Below are 17,062 nucleotides of genomic sequence, written 5' to 3'. Positions count from 1 at the left end.
CTGCACCATGCCGCCGACCACGGATTCGATAGTTTTCCTAGCCGTAAATCAAATATCGCCCAGTAGCCATACAGAATTGCCTAAAACTTCCCAGACGCCTCATTGACCTGCGACGCCTGCACGTGCCGAAATGTCGTACCCCGATGCAACCATCTGTTCATGACGGGAACGGCCAGCATCCTGCATGCGGATCTGGATTCGTTCTATGCCTCCGTCGAGCAACGTGACGATCCCGCGCTGCGCGGCCGGCCGGTGATCGTTGGGGGCGGAGTCGTGCTCGCCGCCAGCTACGAAGCCAAGCGACAGGGCGTGCGGACCGCCATGGGAGGACGGCAGGCGCTTCGGCTGTGCCCACAGGCGGTAGTGGTGTCACCACGTTTCGATGCGTACAGCGCCGCGAGCAAGCAGGTCTTCGAGGTCTTTCGGGACACCACTCCCCTGGTCGAGCCGTTGTCCATCGACGAAGCATTCCTGGATGTCGCCGGCCTGCTGCGAGTTTCGGGTACCCCGCGCGATATCGCGGCGACCTTGCGGACGGAAGTTCGCCGGCGGGCAGGTCTGCCGATCACCGTCGGGATCGCGCGCACAAAATTCCTGGCCAAAGTCGCCAGTCGCCAGGGCAAGCCCGACGGGCTCCTCGTGGTGGAGCCGCACGAGGAGTTGTCGTTCCTTCGACCGCTTCCGGTACAGGCGCTCTGGGGTGTCGGCACCATCACCGCCGAAAAACTGCGGGTCTACGGGATTCATACGGTCGCTGACCTCGCCGATCTCGGCGAGCCCACGTTGGCCTCGATGGTCGGCAGGGCCATGGGCCACCAATTACATTGCCTGGCACACAATATCGACCAGCGGCGAGTTCAAGGTGGTCGGCGCCAGCGGTCGATCGGCGCCCAATGTGCGCTAGGGCGCCGACGACGCACCGCCGACGAAATCGACGCCATCGCCACCCAACTCATCGAACGCATCGCACGCCGAATGCGCAGCACCGACCGCAGTTGCCGAACCGTCGTGCTACGGCTGCGTTTTCATGACTACACGCGCGCGACGCGGTCACGCACCGTGCCGCGCCCCACGACCTCCACCGAACGCCTGCTTACGGTCGCGAGACAGCTCATCGGCGAGGCCGCTCCGCTCATCTCCGAGAGGGGAATCACCCTCATCGGATTTTCTGTATCCAACTTCGACCCCTGCGGTGCAGCGCAATTGGAGCTTCCCTTCGCGGGGACGGAGGGAAACACACTGGCGCTCGACAGCACGCTCGATGAGCTGCGCGGCAAGTTCGGCACCCGGTCTGTCACCCGCGCCACCCTGTTGCACGGCGGCGGGCACGAGGAGTGGGGAATCCCGACTTTCGAGGACATCTGACGACGCCGGGACACCCCAACCTCAATCAGGAACCGACCGAGCACAACCAGAAGGTACCGCCGGTGGTGTCCTGCACCAACGCCATCCGGCCGTACGGGGTGTCTTGCGCCGGTGTCAGTACCACTCCGCCAAGTTCGGTGACCTTGGCGGCACTGGCGTCGGTGTCATTGGTGCCGAAATAGACGGCCCAATGCGCCGGTACACCTTCAGGGAGCGTCCACTGGCCGACGGTTGCATCGTTGACGCCGGCAATCGGTTCACCGTCGTACTGGGCGCAGGCGTACCGCAATTCCTCGGAATCGGCCTCTACCTTGGTATCCCATCCGAGAACCTTGGTGTAGAAGTCGACCGCCTTGTCGTACTCACGGGTGTTCAGTTCATGCCACACCGGCGCACCCGCCTCGGCGACGAGTTGGAACCCCTTGTGGGCCAGCGGCTGCCACAGACCGACCACGGCACCCGAGGGATCTCCGAAAATTCCCATATACCCGAGCTGCGGAACTTCCATGGCCTGCATGCAATTTCCACCGCCATTGTCCGCGACCTTCTGCAGTGTGGCGTTGATATCGTCGGTCGCAAAATAGGTCGTCCACCCGTCGGGGGCATTCCACTCCGGGTTGTTGGCGATCATTCCGGCGACGGACTTACCGTCCTTATGCGCGTTGACGTAGCCGCCGTATTCGGGGCCGGCCTCCTGCAGTGTCCAGCCGAACAGCGCGCCATAGAACGCCTTCGACTTCTCCAGGTCCGACGACGAAAGGTCGATCCACGCGGGGGCGCCGAGCGGGGTTTCTTCACGAGTAGGCATGGGGTCTCCTTCGTATGGGTGGGCGTTCACGGATATCGACCCGCCGCAGCGCAAAAACTCATCGCGCCCTCGACCATCTCCAAGGTGCGCGGGCTGAAGTCCGCGCTCAGCAGCTCCAAGGGGTCGGACGGTCACACCTCCAACCATCCGGAGGTGACAAGTAGCCATCATCTAATGACATGCAACCGGCCCCTCTCCGCGACGGACAGGGGGCCGGTTCGCTACGGTCTCTGGCGTGATCGTGCTGCTGCCACCCTCGGAGACCAAACGCGAAGGCGGGGACGGCCCTGCCCTGCGCGTGGACGAACTGGCCACCCCATCGCTGAACCCGGTGCGCGCCGCACTCATCGACGAGCTCATCGCACTTGCCGCCGATCCCCCGGCGAGCAGGAAGGCACTGGGTATCTCGGCATCCCAGGACGCCGAGATCCAACGCAACGCCGACCTTCGGCTCTCCCCCACCATGCCTGCCCTGCACCGGTACACCGGCGTGCTCTACGACGCCCTCGATGTGACTTCCCTGCGCGGCGCCGCCGCGACCCGTGCACGTGAGCGGCTGGCTGTTGGCTCGGCGTTGTTCGGGCTGCTCCGCGCCGACGATCCGGTCCCGGCCTACCGGCTGTCCGCCTCATCCAAGCTGCCGGGACAACCGTCGCTAGCCGCGCGGTGGAAGCCGGCGTTGGAACCGGTGCTGGCCGAGCTCGCCGCCCATGAACTGGTGGTCGACCTGCGGTCGGGTTCCTACGCCGGATTGGGCCGGTTGCCTCACGCGGTGACCGTCGATTGCCTCACCGAACATGCGGATGGGCGACGCACCGTCATCACCCATTTCAACAAGGCGCACAAGGGAAAACTGGCACGCATCCTCGCCGGAAGCAGAGCCGAACCCACCGATGCGGCCGCGGTGGCGACCGTTGCCCGTCGCGCAGGACTTCATATTGAACGCGACGGGAACGCGCTGACGATCGTCGTCAGTCCGTAGAGCTCGAGTGCGACTTCCCCTCGGAGGTATGCGTTTTCCCTTCCGAGGAGTGCGAATTCCCTTCCGATGAGGAAGCGCTCTTTTCAGTTGACGGCTTGCCAGTCGGTGGCTTCTCGGCCGGCTTGTCAGTCTTGGCGCCCTCGGTGGACTTCAATCCCTCTCGGACCTTGGCAGACGTCGACGCATCGGGTGTCTTGCTTTCGGTCTCCGCGCCCTTGGACCCCTCGGCCGCCTTAGCGCCGCCGGTGGTGCTGGTCTCACCGGGCGTCGACTTGAGGCTGTCGCGGATGACCTTCACCGGGTGAGTGGTGTCTGGTGTCGGCGGCTTAGCGGTCTCAGGCTTAACGGTCGCCGGCTTAACGGTCGCCGGCTTAGCGATCTCAGGCTTAGCGATCTCAGGCTTGACCGGCTCTGAAGCCACCGGATCGGCCTTGGGCTCAACCGCTTTGGCGGGCTCCGCCTTAGGCTCGACTGCTTTCGGAGGATCCGTCTTCGTCGACTCCGCAGGCTTCTCGACAGGCTTGACCTCGTGCTCGGTTTTGGGCGTTTCGGCAGACTTGCCCTCATGCTCAGCGCGTTCTGTCTTGGACGTCTTCGGATCGGCGTCCTTCTTGACCGCCTCAGTCTTCTCGGACGCAGCATCCTGCTTGGTGTTGGCCTGCGTGCTCGGCGATGCGAGGGAAGCCTCCGACGGGGTCTGGGCAGTCTGCGGTGCCGACAGCTTCGGCGCCTGCCCCAGCAGACTCGTCAAGTCATTGAGCGCCGCGACAATCACCGACGGCACTCCATTGGGGTTACCGATGATTGCCTGCACTGGCACCGTGATCGGCAACGCGACAACGTGCAGCACCGCGAACGCCAACTGCGCAAAATAGGACGGAGTACCAAACGCCGGACGCGGCCCCGGGAAATTCGTTGGCAGCGGATCCGCCGGTGGATCCACTGCCGCTGTGGGATCGGCCGCTGCGGTCGACAGCTTCTGCAGCGGCGAGGAAACCTCAGCGACGTTCTGCTGCGCCTGCGCCCCCGAGGGTTGCTGCGTCGACAGCCCTGGGATCTGCCCGAGCAGGCCCGACAAGTCATTGATCGCCGCGGCAATCACCGTCGGCACGCCCTCAGCGCTGCCCAGGAAGAATTGCACCGGCACCGCGATCGGCAACGCAACAACGTGGAACACCGCGAACGCCAACTGTGCAAAGTAGGACGGAGTACCAAACGCCGGACGCGGCCCCGGGAAATTGGTGGGCGGCGCCGGATCGTCGGCCGCGGGCTGGTTTACAGGCGGATCGTCCACCGTAGGTTGGCCTGCGGGATCGGCGACTGCCGTGTTGACCTCTGGAATAGGACTGGTCGGCGCAGTTTTTGATGTCGCAAGGAGCTGGGCAACTGCACCGATGAGATCTGTACTACTCAATACCCCGCCAGCAGCCGACTCCGATTGTGGCTCAGCACCGCCCTGCGGGGTAGCCGCCGCCAGCAGGTCAGAGAACGAAGTAAGGGAGACTGCGCGGGTTGTCACCGAATACGTTGTGGCCGTGGGCATCACGGCAGGAGACGGCCGTACGGTGCGCGCGTCCACACCCGTCGCGACGCAGAGACTGCACACAGCCGCGACCGCGGCGGTTCGAATACTGACATGCATTGAACGACACTCCCCTCCGGACGACCCGACCGTCTCCGACAAGGGAAAACTACTACCTGGCCACAACTACGACAACCTGAAGCGCTCGCGAAGCCTTATCCCTCAACTCCGGTGCGCACCGGCTGATCCGCCAGCGCAAGCACCTCATCATCGGTGAACAACCGAGATCGAATGAGGAACCGCACCCCCTCTGGCGCCTCCAACGAAAACCCCGAACCCCGCCCGGGCACCACATCCACGGTCAGATGCGTGTGCGACCAGTACGCGAACTGGTCGGCGCTCATCCAGAACGGCGTCCCACCCGCGTCTCCCAATCCAACCTCGCCAAGCAGCACGTCCGCCGCACCGACCCGAAACTCCCCGCGGGGGTAACACATTGGCGCACTACCATCGCAGCAGCCGCCGGACTGGTGGAACATCACCGGCCCGTGTTTGCCCACCAGCGAGGCCAGCAGGTCTGCCGCCGCCGGGGTGAGCTCGACGCGATGTATCAGAAGAACCCCGCGGCGTCGGGTGAGTAGCTCACCAAGAGGTTCTTGGTCTGCTGGTAATGATCGAGCATCATCTTGTGGTTCTCGCGCCCGATGCCGGACTTCTTGTAGCCACCGAACGCGGCATGCGCCGGGTACTGGTGGTAGCAGTTGGTCCACACTCGACCCGCCTTGATACCCCGGCCTAGCCGGTAGGCGTTGGTCATATCGCGCGACCACACGCCCGCACCGAGGCCGTACAGGGTGTCGTTGGCGATCTTCAGCGCCTCGTCCAGCGAGTCGAATTTTGCCACGGAGAGCACCGGCCCAAAGATCTCCTCCTGGAAAATACGCATGTTGTTGGTACCCGCGAACACCGTCGGCTGAATGTAGGCACCGTCCGGGTAGTCGGGGACCTTCCGGGCATCTCCACCGGTGAGCAACTGAGCACCCTCCTGGCGCCCAATATCAATGTAGGACAAGATCTTTTCGTACTGGTCGTTGCTTGCCTGTGCACCGATCATGGTGTCCTCGTCGAGCGGATCACCGCTCACGATGGCCTCGACACGGCTGATTGCACGCTCAATGAACTCGTCGTAAATGGATGAATGCACCAGCGCCCGCGAGGGACAAGTGCACACCTCACCCTGGTTGAGCGCGAACATCGTGAATCCCTCAAGCGCCTTGTCCAGGAAGGCGTCATCGGCGGACATCACATCCGGCATGAAGATGTTGGGGCTCTTGCCGCCTAGCTCCAGGGTGACCGGAATGATGTTCTCGGTCGCGTACTGCATGATGAGCCGGCCCGTGGTGGTCTCACCGGTGAATGAAATCTTGGCGATGCGCGGGCTTGACGCCAGCGGCTTGCCCGCCTCGACACCAAAACCATTGACCACGTTGATCACTCCTGGCGGCAGCAGGTCACCGACCAGTTCCATCAGCACCATGATCGAGGCCGGCGTCTGCTCGGCGGGCTTGAGCACTACACAGTTCCCGGCAGCCAGTGCGGGGGCCAGCTTCCAGGCCGCCATGAGGATCGGGAAGTTCCACGGAATGATCTGCCCGACTACACCGAGCGGCTCGTGGAAGTGGTAGGCCACGGTGTCGTGGTCGATCTCGGAGATCGACCCCTCCTGGGCGCGCAGCACCCCCGCGAAATAGCGGAAGTGATCGATCGCCAGCGGGATGTCGGCATTGAGGGTCTCGCGGACCGGCTTGCCGTTGTCCCAAGTCTCCGCGACGGCCAGCCTCTCGAGGTTCTGCTCCATCCGGTCGGCGACCTTAAGCAGTGTGTTGGACCGCTCAGTCGGCGAAGCGGTACCCCAAGCTTCTGCCGCGGCGTGTGCCGCGTCGAGCGCCTTCTCGATGTCTGGCGCGGTGCTGCGGGCAACCTGAGTGAAGACCTTGCCATCGATCGGTGAGGAATTCTCGAAGTACTGACCGCTAGCAGGCGCGACCCACTCACCACCGATGAAGTTGTCGTACCGGGGCGCGAATGTGATTGCGCTGCCCTCGGTTCCGGGTGCTGCATGCTTCGAGGATGAGCCGCTTGCGCGAAGACCATCGTCCATTGCCTGCTCCTGTCGGTCGAACATCCGAGCCCTGTGACGTACGTTACACCCAGGTCAGAGGCGCGGCACAGGCGTCACCTCTTCGGCCACAGCACCAGCTGTGTACACCGGAACACGGCCACCGTGCGCCCGTCCTCGGACGTCACCGTCGCATCCCACAGTTGAGTGGAACGCCCGCGATGCACCGGCACCGCGGTCCCGGTGAGCCTCCCTTCCCGGGCAGCGCCGAGGAAATTGGTCTTCAGCTCGACGGTGGTGAAACCGGTAGCGCCGTCCGGCAGCGACGCGAGGCACCCGTATCCGCACAACGTGTCGGCAAGTCCAACGATCGCGGCCGCGTGGACGAAACCATTCGGAGCGAATAACTCCCGTCGAATCGGGAGCTCGGCAGTGACCCGTCCATCCTCGACGGAAACCGACTCGATTCCCAGAAACGAGGGAAACTGGTCAGTCGGCAGGGGATTACGAGTCATGGAGTGCAATGTAATTCAATGTGAACTCAGCTCTGCTGCGCCCTAGTTCCCCGACTTCCGCAGGCCTGTCAGGAACGGCGGCTAACATGCGAACAGATGTCTGCCGAATCTGTGAAGCCACCGCCTGACGCCCCTACCGTCGATCAGGAAGCGGCCAGTTCCATGATCAGCGTGCAGCGCCGCAACCTCATCTTCATAGCCGTGCTGCTCGGGATGCTGCTCGCCGCGCTGGACGGCACCATCGTCGCCACCGCCCTGCCCACCGTCGTGGCCGATCTGGGCGATGCCGGCCATCAGTCGTGGGTGGTCACCAGCTACCTGTTGGCCTCCACGGTGGCGACGGCTGTCATGGGCAAGTTCGGCGATCTGTTTGGCCGGCGAACGGTGTTCATGGCCTGCATCGTGATCTTCGCGGGCGGATCTCTGCTGTGCGGCATGGCCGGATCGATGGCGATGCTCGTCGGCGCCCGCGCCATTCAGGGACTGGGATCCGGCGGTCTCATGGTGACGGCGACCGCCCTCATCGGCGAGATCATCCCCATGCGCGAGCGCGGCCGGTATCAGGGCATCCTGGGCGCGGTCTTCGGGGTGACTACCGTAATCGGCCCACTGCTCGGTGGCCTGTTCACCGATCACCTGGGGTGGCGGTGGGCGTTCTACATCAACCTGCCCATCTCGGTCGTGGTGATCACAGTCGCCGCCGGCGCCATCCCAGCACTGGCCAAGGCGATGCGTCCCGTCATCGACTACTGGGGCATCGTGCTCATCGGGTTGGGCGCCTCCGCGCTGACGCTGGCGACAAGCTGGGGTGGCACCACTTATCCGTGGTCCTCACCGATGATCATCGGATTGTTCGTCGGTTCGGTCGCAGCGATCGGTGTCTTCGTCTGGGTGGAATCCCGGGTGTCCGAACCGATTCTGCCGCCGCGCCTGTTCCGCGATCCGGTCTTCACGATCTGCTGCGTGCTGAGTTTCGTCGTCGGTTTCGCCATGCTCGGGGTGATGACGTACCTGCCGACGTTCATGCAGTTCGTCAACGGCGTTTCGGCCACCGCTTCGGGTATGCGCACCCTGCCCATGGTGGCGGGCATGCTCATCACCTCCACCGGCACCGGCACCCTGGTGGGGCGCACCGGAAAGTACAAGCGCTACCCGGTCTTCGGTACCGCCACCATGGCCATCGCGTTGATCCTGCTGTCCCGGATGGACGACTCGACGCCGTTCCTGTTGCAGTCGCTGTATCTGTTCATCCTGGGCGTCGGCATCGGCGCCTCGATGCAGGTGCTCACCCTCATCGTGCAAAACACCGCCCGATTCGACGATTTGGGTGTTGCGACATCCGGCGTGACGTTCTTCCGAACCATCGGCAGCTCGTTCGGCGCGGCGATATTTGGATCTCTTTTCTCCAATTTCCTTGCCCGCGAACTAAAATCGGTCAACACTCCACCCGAGGCCACGCAGTCTCCCCAGGCGCTGCACGCGCTGCCGCATGAGGCCGCGATACCCGTCATTAATGCCTACGCCAATTCGCTGGACCTGGTATTTCTTTGTGCTACACCGGTTGCCGTACTCGGATTCGTCGTTGCCCTATTCCTCAAAGAAGTCCCGCTGCGCGGCACCGACTCCGCCCTCGCCATGGACCTCGGCGAGGGCTTCGGCATGCCCAACGCAGTCTCGCCGGACAAGCTGCTCGAGATCGCGATTAGCAATGCCATGCGCGGCTTTCCGCACGTCGGCCTGCGCAAGCTGCGCGAGCAGGCGGGTATGTCGATGCCCATCGCGCCGCTCTGGGCCCTGGTGCAGGCCAATCGTTTTCTGCGCGCCACGGGTTCGGCCGAGGTACCCCGGATCGCGCAGTGGTATCGGATACCACCGGAGGTCATCGATCCGGCCTTCAATGAACTCGTCGAACACGGCTATGCCCTGCGTACCAACGATCACGTCTGGCTTACCGACGCGGGCCGGCTGGAAGTCGACAAGGTCAGCGAGGCCATCAACCACTACCTGGTCGAGCGACTCTCTCGCACACCAGATTTCGAGGACCGCGCGGACCGGGAGCAGATTCAGGCTGCGCTAGAACGTATTTCACGCCGGCTGGTCACCGACAACGACTGGCGCGAGAACCCTATCGCTGCACTACCCGCGGCGCCTGGGGCATCACCAGCACGGTAATCAGCGCCTCAATACCCGGGCGCGGGTTGAACTCCGCGGCCGGGTTGGCCAGCTGCTGATAGATGATCCCAGTGAGATAGTCCTGCAAGATCGCCGCGTGCAAATCGGGCGTATCCGGGTTGACCTTGCACATCAACTGCAACGTGCGGGGAATCTGCGCATCCCGCCCCCGCTGCAGCGGTTCGCGCAGCTCCGGATGACTCCAGCCCGCCATGAGCAGCACCATGTAGGCCCGAACCCGCGTGCTCATTACCCCAACGGCACCGTTGACATACGCCGTGACGATACCGACGAGCTCGGCCACCGTAGTCGGGTTCGTCTCCGTGACCAGCGCCCGCCAGAACGCGCGCCGCAGCTTCTCGATCTCGACGATGACGCCCAGGAGTAACGCGTCGCGGGTACGGAAGTGATTAGAGGTAGTACCGCTGGGCACGTTCGCTGCCGAGTCGACCGATCGATAGGTAAGGCCATCGACACCGTGGGTGCCCGCCACCGCAATAGCGGCATCCAACACCTCTGCCCGCCGACCCCGTGGTTGCTCGCTCATCACTGCCAGCGTATTACGGCCGGCTTCTGGTCACACGCGTCCCTCGCATATCTGTCCCTAGGATGGATTCATGCGCTTCTCAATCTGGGGACAAACCAACCAATCCTGGGCCGATCTACTGGATATCGCCCGATACGCGGACAGCGGTTCGTGGCGCGCGTTCTATGCGGCCGACCATTTCATGTCGATGGCCGATACCCCGGACAAGCGCACCGACTTCCTAGAGGCGACGGCCATATTTGCCGCACTCGCGACGGCCACCGCACGCATCCGGCTGGCGCCGTTGGTGCTGTCGATGACGTTCCGGCATCCGGCGGTACTCGCCAACTGGGCGGTCACCGTCGACCACGCGAGTCAGGGGCGATTTACCCTCGGGCTAGGCGCCGGGTGGCAGGAGAACGAGCACCGTCAGTACGGCCTGGAGCTGGGCGCCCCCGGGCCTCGGGTCACTAGGTTTTCCGAAGGACTGCAAGCGATTACCGGACTGCTCAACGAGCAGACAACCACGGTGGACGGTGCGCACTACCGGCTGACGGAGGCGATCTGCGAGCCGAAAGCGCTGCAGCGACCGCTACCGATCCTGATCGGCGCCACCCAGCCACGGATGCTCGGGCTGACCGCCCGCTATGCGCAGGAATGGAACCAGTGGTCCACACCCGGGACATTCCACGAGGCGTCGAGCCGACTGGACGCCGCGGCCGAGAAGATTGGCCGCGATCCGGCGACGATCTGGCGTTCGACGCAGGCGCGCATCATCATCACCGATGGCCCGCAGTCGGAGGCACGTGCGGCCGAAATCGCTGCCGCACTACCGATCCCGGTGTTGTACGGAACCGCTGAACGCATCGCGGAGCAGATGGAGCCGTGGACGCAAGAGGGTGTCGACGAGGTGATCTTGCCCGATCACCTTCTCGGTACCGGCAATGCTCGTCGGGATGCCTTCGACGCCCTGACGCAGGCCCTCAAACCGCTCGCGGACTAGTTACTGCAGATCAACCGGGGTTAGTTACCCCAGCCGCGCTGGCCATCCCAGCCACCGCAGACACCGTTGTAACAGCCATGGCCAAAGCCACCCTGTTGAGGGTTCCATCCGCCGCATACGCCGTTGTAGCAGCCACCGCCGCCACCCGCGTCACCGCCACCACCGTTGGGATCGGCAAGAACGACCTGGTTGGACGTGGTTGTCGGCACCCCGGCGGTCATCACGGCGACGGGCGCAATGGCGATCAACGCCGCGCCAGCACCTGCGGCGAACACCGTTTCGATGATCTTCCGTGTGATTGACATAGCTCCATATTGCTCCTGAAACCGGAGCATGCCAACCACCGACACCAACTCGATACTCGCCAATCGCAAACAGTCACATGCATTTTCGCAGGTAGACCACCGAAAATGCGAAGTTACGACGTAGAGGCAAAAACCTGAACGAATTTCGACAGCGAGGCGTCGATATCGCCGCGCAGCGTGGCCGCGACGATCGACCCAATGGGGCCGAACATGGCGGGCCCGCCCAGGTGCAGGGTGAAGTCGACGACAGATCCCGCTCCCTTCGGAGTGATCGTCACCCGAAGCTTGATCTTGACGCCGCCTCTGCCTTGACCCTCCAAGAACAGTCCCGTCGGCGGGTCGTACTTCTGCAGCGTCCACTTGACCCGGTTGTACATGCCCTTGACGCACACGATCGAGTCAATGACGGTGCCCTTTTCCAGGGTCTCGGGCAACGCGCTGCGCCATGCCGTGTGAACGCTCAGCCACTCATCGAAACGCCGCAGATCCGAGGCGTGCTCCCACGCCTCCTGCGGAGGGAGGGGCACATCGATGGAGGAATTCAGTTTGGCTGCCACGTAGGCAAACGTTACCGGAGCACGTCATGCGCAGTTACTGGGCGCCGGGAGTCCGGCAAACCGGTCGGCTATCCACTGGACGCCGAGCCGCTCCCCTTCGGGGTCCACGTGCCCCTTACCCGGCGCGACGATCTCCTGGACCGTATCCCCCAATGCGCAGGCCCGCGCGACCGCCGCATGAATCCAGCGCGCGTCGATGAGCCGGTCGGCCCCGCCGGCGTACACCAGCATCGGCGCGGAGGTGCCGCCCAGCGGAAGCGCGATCCGCTTCAGTGCACCCTCAAAGATGGCCGGGTCCTCGGCAGTGGTGCCGTGAAAATCGTTGGCGCGCAACCTTCCGATGGCGGCGGCGCGCGCAGGGTCGAGTCCGTTGTGGCAGCCCAGCAGCAGCGCCTTGTCGCGCGGGTTGTCCTCGAACGACCCATGTAGAAAGTTCTCCGGCCGTAATTCCGGGACGGTGACCGCCAGACCCGTAAGCAAGGTGGGCATCATCGAGAGCTGGCTCCAGTCGTATCGACCGTCGCCGACGTGCGTACCCATCTCAGTGAGGTCGGCGGCCGGAGACAAGTTCACCGACCCCACGAACTGCAGTTCGGGGGCATAGTCGCCAGCAAGCTCGGCGGCAGCCCAGCTTGCCTGCCCGCCCTGGGATGCCCCGATCGCCGCCCATGTCGTCGACGCCCCGGGAACCAGCGACACCGCTGCCCGCGCGGCGTCGATGACGTTGAATCCCGCGGATCTCGGCTCCAGATAGGGGTGCGGACCGGGAACGCCCAAACCCTCGTAATCGGTGATGGCTACCACCCATCCGCGCTTGGTGAGGGTACGCACCAGCCAGATGTAGCCCCGTAGGTCCGGAGCACGGGACACCGCACACTCGTCGTCGAGGCCGGTGGTACCGTGCCCCACCGATACGATGGGCCAACCCGCTTGCGGCGGTTCGCCTTTCGGCGAAAAGACAACCCCCGTCACCTCGGTCGGGGTGCGGGTGGCACCCGAGGTGGACATGTATCGGATGAGATGACCGTCGGCGATGGCATCGAGATCAGGGGCCAACGACAGCGGCGCATCCGAGAGCACCTCACCCGGCGGCGGCGAGGGAGGCGGGGGCGCAACGCCTTCCGCCTCCACCCGCGCGCAGGCCGCCGTGATCAACACCAGCGCCGCGAGCAGCAGCGCCAGTCGGTTACTGAGCGTCGCCGGCCTTAGGAGCCTCGGGCGCACCGGCCTGCTTCTCGACGGCACTCTTGGCGGCGTCCTGCACCTTGTCCACCACGGACGAGTACTTGCCACCGGTCTTGGAGTCGATAACGTCGCCAACCTTGTCGACCGCCTGGTTCACCTTGTCTGTGTTTCCCGCCAGCAAGCTCTTGAGCTTTGCGATGAGGCCCTTGAAATCAGCCATGAGTCAGTTCTCCTTTGTCTGGGACGGCGCAACTGTAGTACGAGATCGCGGCGTATGTTGGGTTGAGTGATGGACCCCGTGAAAATCACGCTGACCGGCGCGCCAGAGACGATGCTGGCCACCCTGTACGGCCGCGCGCAGGACGCTAAATCGCCCAATTCTGTTCTTCATGACCACTACGCCGCCGCGGCCGTCGCGCGCATCGACTACGACTTCTCTAAAACCAAGGTCAAGGGCACCCAAGCTATCGGCGTCGCATTGCGCGCCCGCCAGCTCGACGTCTGGACCTCGGAGTTCTTGGCCGCACACCACGAAGCGACGGTGCTGCATCTGGCCTGCGGGCTGGACACCCGCGTCTTCCGGATCGACCCGCCCGACACCGTGCGCTGGATCGACGTCGACTATCCCGACGTGATCGCGCTGCGACGCACGCTGCTCCCCGAGCGCGGCGGCGACTACCGAATGATCGACAGTTCGGTCACCGATGAGGCGTGGCTGGAGAGCATCCCGGCCGATCGCCCCACCCTCGCGGTGTTCGAGGGCTTGACGATGTACCTGACGCAGTCCGAGGGGCAGGCACTCATCCGGCGGATCACCGGCAGATTCCCCAGCGGCCAACTGGCTTTCGACTGCTACGGCACCATCGGGATCAAGCTGCAGAAGCTGGTGCCGGCGGTACGCAATGCGGGCGCCACCCTGCATTGGGGTATCGATGACCCCGCCCAGATCGAGCTATTGCGGCCGGGGCTGCGCTGCATCGACGACCTGCGCAGCACCGACGTGGCAGGTGAGGAGTACCTGCCACTGTCGGGCCGCATCCAGATGAAGGTCATCTCGCATGTTCCCGCCCTGCGAGATATCGGCAGGATCATGCGGTTCAGCTACTAGGACTTCCCTGCGCGAGTAGACACCTATTGCACGCAAATGCCAGGTGTCGTGCGCGACACGTGTCTGCTCGCGGTCAAGCCTCAGTCTTCTTCGGAGGCCCAGAACCGCCGGGGTTGGCCGGACCACTTGCCCTGCAACCACCACAACGCCTCGATCAGCGCGGCAGCCGCGATACCGATGCCCAGCGCGGGCCCGGTGACGGCCAGATTACTCGGGTCCAGCTTGAATGTCTTGCACACCAATGGAATTGCGAATATCACCACGTAGCCCAGCCCGGACAGCGCCACCAGCGCCACCCGCCACCACTGGTACGGACGCGCCACCACCGCGAGCACCCACACCGCGGCCACCAGCTCGGTGATCAGCGCGGCCGTCGAGGCCTGGGTGCTGTTACCCGTGACGTGCAGGATCTGCCGGGCCAGCAGGTACGACAGGAAGGTCGCGATCCCCACCGTGAGGCCCGACGGGATAGCGGATGTCATCACCCGACGCACAAATCCTGGCTGTGCGCGTTCGTTATTCGGAGCCAACGACAGGATGAACGCCGGGATGCCGATGGTGAACCAGGCCGCGATGGTCACGTGGATCGGCTGGAACGGGAATGGCACCGCGCCGTAGTGGAAGATCTTCGAGCCCAGTCCGGCGAGCCCGACCGTCAGCGCCAGCAGCACCGAGTACACCGTCTTGGTGAGGAACAGATTGGAGACCCGCTCAATATTGCCGATAACCCGGCGCCCCTCCGCCACCACATACGGCAAGGTGGCGAACTTGTTGTCCAACAAGACAATCTGGGCCACCGCGCGCGAGGCGGAGCTGCCGGTACCCATCGCGACACCGATATCGGCGTCCTTGAGCGCCAGCACGTCATTCACGCCATCACCGGTCATCGCGACGGTGTGGCCACGCGACTGCAGCGCCTTGACCATCGCCCGCTTCTGGTCGGGCCGCACCCGTCCGAATGTGGTCGCCTCGGAGAGAGTTTCGGCCAGCGTGTCGGTATCGGTGGGCAGGGTGCGCGCGTCCACCGCGGCACCCGAAAGCCCCAGCGTCTGAGCCACCGCGCTCACCGACACCGCGTTGTCGCCCGAGATCACCTTGATCGAGACGTGCTGGGAAGCAAAGTATTCGATGGTTTCGCGGGCATCGGGTCGAATCTTCTGCTCCAGCACCACCAGGGCGCGCGCGGTGACGGCACCGGGTGCATCGGCGTGGTCTACGGGCAACTCGGCCGATGCCAGCAGCAGCACCCGCAGACCCCGGGAACCGATCTCCTCAGCGGTGGCCGCGATGGGATCGGCGGGGTTCAGCAGCACGTCGGGCGCGCCGATCACCCAGTTGCCATGTTCACCGTAGGAGGCGCCACTCCATTTCTTGGCCGACGAAAACGGGGCGATCGCAGTCGATTTCCAACCCGGCGACGTGTCGTACGCCTCGGCGATGGCGGTGATGCTCGCGTTGGGGCGTGGATCATCGGCCGCCAGTTGAGACAACACCGTTAGGGCGTCCGCACAGTCACCGTCGTCGTTCAGCTTCTTCACATCCGAGAGCCGCATCCCGTTCTCGGTGAGTGTCCCAGTCTTGTCGGCGCATACCGTGTCCACCCGGGCCAGCCCCTCGATGGCCGGCAGTTCCTGCACCAGGCATTGACGCCGTCCCAGCCGAATCACACCGACCGCGAAGGCGATCGACGTCATGAGCACCAGGCCTTCGGGCACCATCGGGACCAGGGCGCCGACCATGCGCAGCACCGACTCCTGCCAGCTGTCGTCGGTGGTGAACAGCTGGGTGTAAATGATGAGCGCACCCGCAGGGAGCAGCAAGTAGGTGATGAACTGCAGGATCTTGTTGATGCCGTTGCGCAGTTCGGAGTGCACCAGGGTGAACTTGGATGCCTCCTCGGCAAGCTTGGCCGCGTACGCCTCCCGCCCCACCTTGGTGGCCCGGTATGCGCCACTGCCCTGCACCACAAAGCTCCCCGAAAGCACCTGGGAGCCAACGGTCTTGTCGATGGCGTCGGCTTCACCGGTCAGCAGCGACTCGTCGACTTCGAGAGCGGCCTCCTCGACCATCTCTCCGTCCACCACGATCTGATCACCGGGTCCCAGCTCGATGATGTCATCGAGCACCACCTCGTTCGGTGCCAGCGCCGTAGCGACGCCGTCGCGCCGCACCATGGGCCGGGCCTGTCCGACGATGGCAAGCTTGTCCAGGGTCCGCTTGGCCCGCAGCTCCTGAATGATGCCCACGGCACTGTTCGCGATGATCAGCAGACCGAACGCGCCGTTGATGATCGAACCGGTGGACAGCACGATGACGAGCAGCACGCCAAGGATCGCGTTGATGCGGGTGAACACGTTGGCTCGCACGACGTCCGAAACACTGCGTGCCGCACGTGAGGGAACGTCATTGGTCTTCCCCTGCGCTATGCGCTCAGCGACCTCGGTAGAGGTCAATCCGCCGACGGTCAATCTCTCGGTCGTTGCCACCCCTGCACAGTAGCGACCAGCGCGTAGTGTCGCGGGGATGGACGCGGATGAGATCGCTCAGCGATTGTTCGCCGCCATTGAGGCCGGCGATATCAGCGCGGTCGCCGCCCTATACGCGCCCGATATCGTCGTCTGGCTCAATACACTCGGCGAAGCTCGCAGCCGTGACGAGAACCTGGCGACCTTGACCTGGGTGACGCACAATCTGTCCGAATTTCGCTACACGGACATCCGCCGCACCGTCACACCGGTCGGATTTGTCCAGCAGCATGTGGTGCAGGCGATCAATCGTGCGGGCGAATGCGTTTCAGTTGCCGCATGCATCGTCGCGACGATCTCCGACGGGCTCATCACGCGTATCGACGAGTACCTGGACTCCGCGCACGCGGCCACATTGTTGGCCAAGTGA

Annotated in this window: 17 protein-coding genes; 6 read left to right on the top strand and 11 right to left on the bottom strand. The window is 64.1% G+C overall.

Annotated features, from left to right (window positions below; all coding sequences use genetic code 11):
* The first annotated feature begins 159 nt into the window (after window positions 1-159).
* Entirely contained in the window at window positions 160-1,365 is a 1,206-nt protein-coding gene (dinB, locus tag FZI91_RS23115) for a DNA polymerase IV (RefSeq protein WP_155941401.1), read from the top strand.
* Window positions 1,366-1,390: 25 nt separating this feature from the next.
* On the opposite strand, the gene FZI91_RS23110 is transcribed toward dinB, so the two are convergent.
* Window positions 1,391-2,173 (bottom strand): VOC family protein, encoded by a 783-nt coding sequence (locus FZI91_RS23110; protein WP_155941400.1) that lies wholly within the window; start codon window positions 2,171-2,173, stop codon window positions 1,391-1,393.
* A 235-nt stretch (window positions 2,174-2,408) separates the two neighbouring features.
* Here FZI91_RS23110 and yaaA point away from each other — a divergent pair, with 235 nt between their 5' ends.
* The gene (yaaA, locus tag FZI91_RS23105) at window positions 2,409-3,155 is read left to right on the top strand and encodes a peroxide stress protein YaaA (protein ID WP_162526349.1); all 747 of its coding nucleotides are present in this window, start codon (window positions 2,409-2,411) and stop codon (window positions 3,153-3,155) included.
* Here yaaA and FZI91_RS23100 read toward each other — a convergent pair.
* From FZI91_RS23100 to FZI91_RS23085, 4 genes are all read right to left on the bottom strand, one after another.
* Window positions 3,145-4,797: a hypothetical protein gene (locus FZI91_RS23100; RefSeq protein ID WP_155941399.1), complete on the bottom strand. Its 1,653-nt coding sequence runs from the start codon at window positions 4,795-4,797 to the stop codon at window positions 3,145-3,147. The genes yaaA and FZI91_RS23100 overlap by 11 nt on opposite strands.
* 95 nt (window positions 4,798-4,892) lie before the next feature.
* Complete coding sequence (locus FZI91_RS23095; RefSeq protein WP_155941464.1) at window positions 4,893-5,291, bottom strand: DUF779 domain-containing protein; 399 nt, start codon at window positions 5,289-5,291, stop codon at window positions 4,893-4,895.
* Window positions 5,288-6,838 (bottom strand): aldehyde dehydrogenase, encoded by a 1,551-nt coding sequence (gene adh, locus FZI91_RS23090; protein WP_155941398.1) that lies wholly within the window; start codon window positions 6,836-6,838, stop codon window positions 5,288-5,290. Before adh ends, FZI91_RS23095 begins: the two co-directional genes overlap by 4 nt.
* Window positions 6,839-6,912: 74 nt before the next feature.
* Window positions 6,913-7,311 carry a PaaI family thioesterase gene (locus FZI91_RS23085; protein ID WP_155941397.1) on the bottom strand — a complete coding sequence of 133 codons (399 nt, stop codon included), beginning with the start codon at window positions 7,309-7,311 and terminating at the stop codon, window positions 6,913-6,915.
* Between the two features lie 162 nt (window positions 7,312-7,473).
* On the opposite strand from FZI91_RS23085, the gene FZI91_RS23080 reads away from it, so the two are divergent.
* A complete protein-coding gene (locus tag FZI91_RS23080) occupies window positions 7,474-9,483 on the top strand; it encodes an MDR family MFS transporter (protein ID WP_155941463.1) in 2,010 nt (669 codons plus the stop codon).
* On the opposite strand, the gene FZI91_RS23075 is transcribed toward FZI91_RS23080, so the two are convergent.
* Window positions 9,437-9,997 (bottom strand): TetR family transcriptional regulator, encoded by a 561-nt coding sequence (locus FZI91_RS23075; RefSeq protein ID WP_162526354.1) that lies wholly within the window; start codon window positions 9,995-9,997, stop codon window positions 9,437-9,439. The genes FZI91_RS23080 and FZI91_RS23075 overlap by 47 nt on opposite strands.
* Before the next feature lie 103 nt (window positions 9,998-10,100).
* Here FZI91_RS23075 and FZI91_RS23070 point away from each other — a divergent pair, with 103 nt between their 5' ends.
* A complete protein-coding gene (locus FZI91_RS23070) occupies window positions 10,101-11,012 on the top strand; it encodes an LLM class flavin-dependent oxidoreductase (protein ID WP_155941395.1) in 912 nt (303 codons plus the stop codon).
* Between the two features lie 20 nt (window positions 11,013-11,032).
* Here the strand turns inward: FZI91_RS23070 and FZI91_RS23065 are convergent, their stop codons facing one another.
* The 4 genes from FZI91_RS23065 to FZI91_RS23050 all read right to left on the bottom strand — a co-directional run bounded on the left by FZI91_RS23065 (window position 11,033) and on the right by FZI91_RS23050 (window position 13,279).
* The gene (locus FZI91_RS23065) at window positions 11,033-11,317 is read right to left on the bottom strand and encodes a hypothetical protein (RefSeq protein ID WP_155941394.1); all 285 of its coding nucleotides are present in this window, start codon (window positions 11,315-11,317) and stop codon (window positions 11,033-11,035) included.
* Between the two features lie 113 nt (window positions 11,318-11,430).
* Window positions 11,431-11,874, bottom strand: coding sequence for an SRPBCC family protein (locus FZI91_RS23060; protein WP_162526350.1), 444 nt, complete (start codon window positions 11,872-11,874; stop codon window positions 11,431-11,433).
* 24 nt (window positions 11,875-11,898) lie between these two features.
* Window positions 11,899-12,954, bottom strand: a complete 1,056-nt coding sequence (locus FZI91_RS23055; protein WP_309224152.1) for a lipase family protein — start codon at window positions 12,952-12,954, stop codon at window positions 11,899-11,901.
* Window positions 12,955-13,060: 106 nt separating this feature from the next.
* Window positions 13,061-13,279, bottom strand: coding sequence for an antitoxin (locus FZI91_RS23050; protein ID WP_155941393.1), 219 nt, complete (start codon window positions 13,277-13,279; stop codon window positions 13,061-13,063).
* Window positions 13,280-13,357: 78 nt separating this feature from the next.
* On the opposite strand from FZI91_RS23050, the gene FZI91_RS23045 reads away from it, so the two are divergent.
* Complete coding sequence (locus FZI91_RS23045; RefSeq protein WP_162526355.1) at window positions 13,358-14,167, top strand: class I SAM-dependent methyltransferase; 810 nt, start codon at window positions 13,358-13,360, stop codon at window positions 14,165-14,167.
* Window positions 14,168-14,247: 80 nt separating this feature from the next.
* Here the strand turns inward: FZI91_RS23045 and FZI91_RS23040 are convergent, their stop codons facing one another.
* The gene (locus FZI91_RS23040; RefSeq protein ID WP_162526351.1) at window positions 14,248-16,653 is read right to left on the bottom strand and encodes a cation-translocating P-type ATPase; all 2,406 of its coding nucleotides are present in this window, start codon (window positions 16,651-16,653) and stop codon (window positions 14,248-14,250) included.
* 37 nt (window positions 16,654-16,690) lie between these two features.
* Between FZI91_RS23040 and FZI91_RS23035 the strand changes: the two genes are divergently transcribed.
* Complete coding sequence (locus tag FZI91_RS23035; protein ID WP_155941391.1) at window positions 16,691-17,062, top strand: nuclear transport factor 2 family protein; 372 nt, start codon at window positions 16,691-16,693, stop codon at window positions 17,060-17,062.

It is taken from the genome of Mycobacteroides sp. CBMA 271, from assembly GCF_009729205.1.
In the GTDB taxonomy this organism is placed as follows: Bacteria; Actinomycetota; Actinomycetes; order Mycobacteriales; family Mycobacteriaceae; genus Mycobacterium.
Note: the sequence above shows the minus strand (reverse complement) of the source record. Positions and strands in the feature narration are given on the sequence as shown.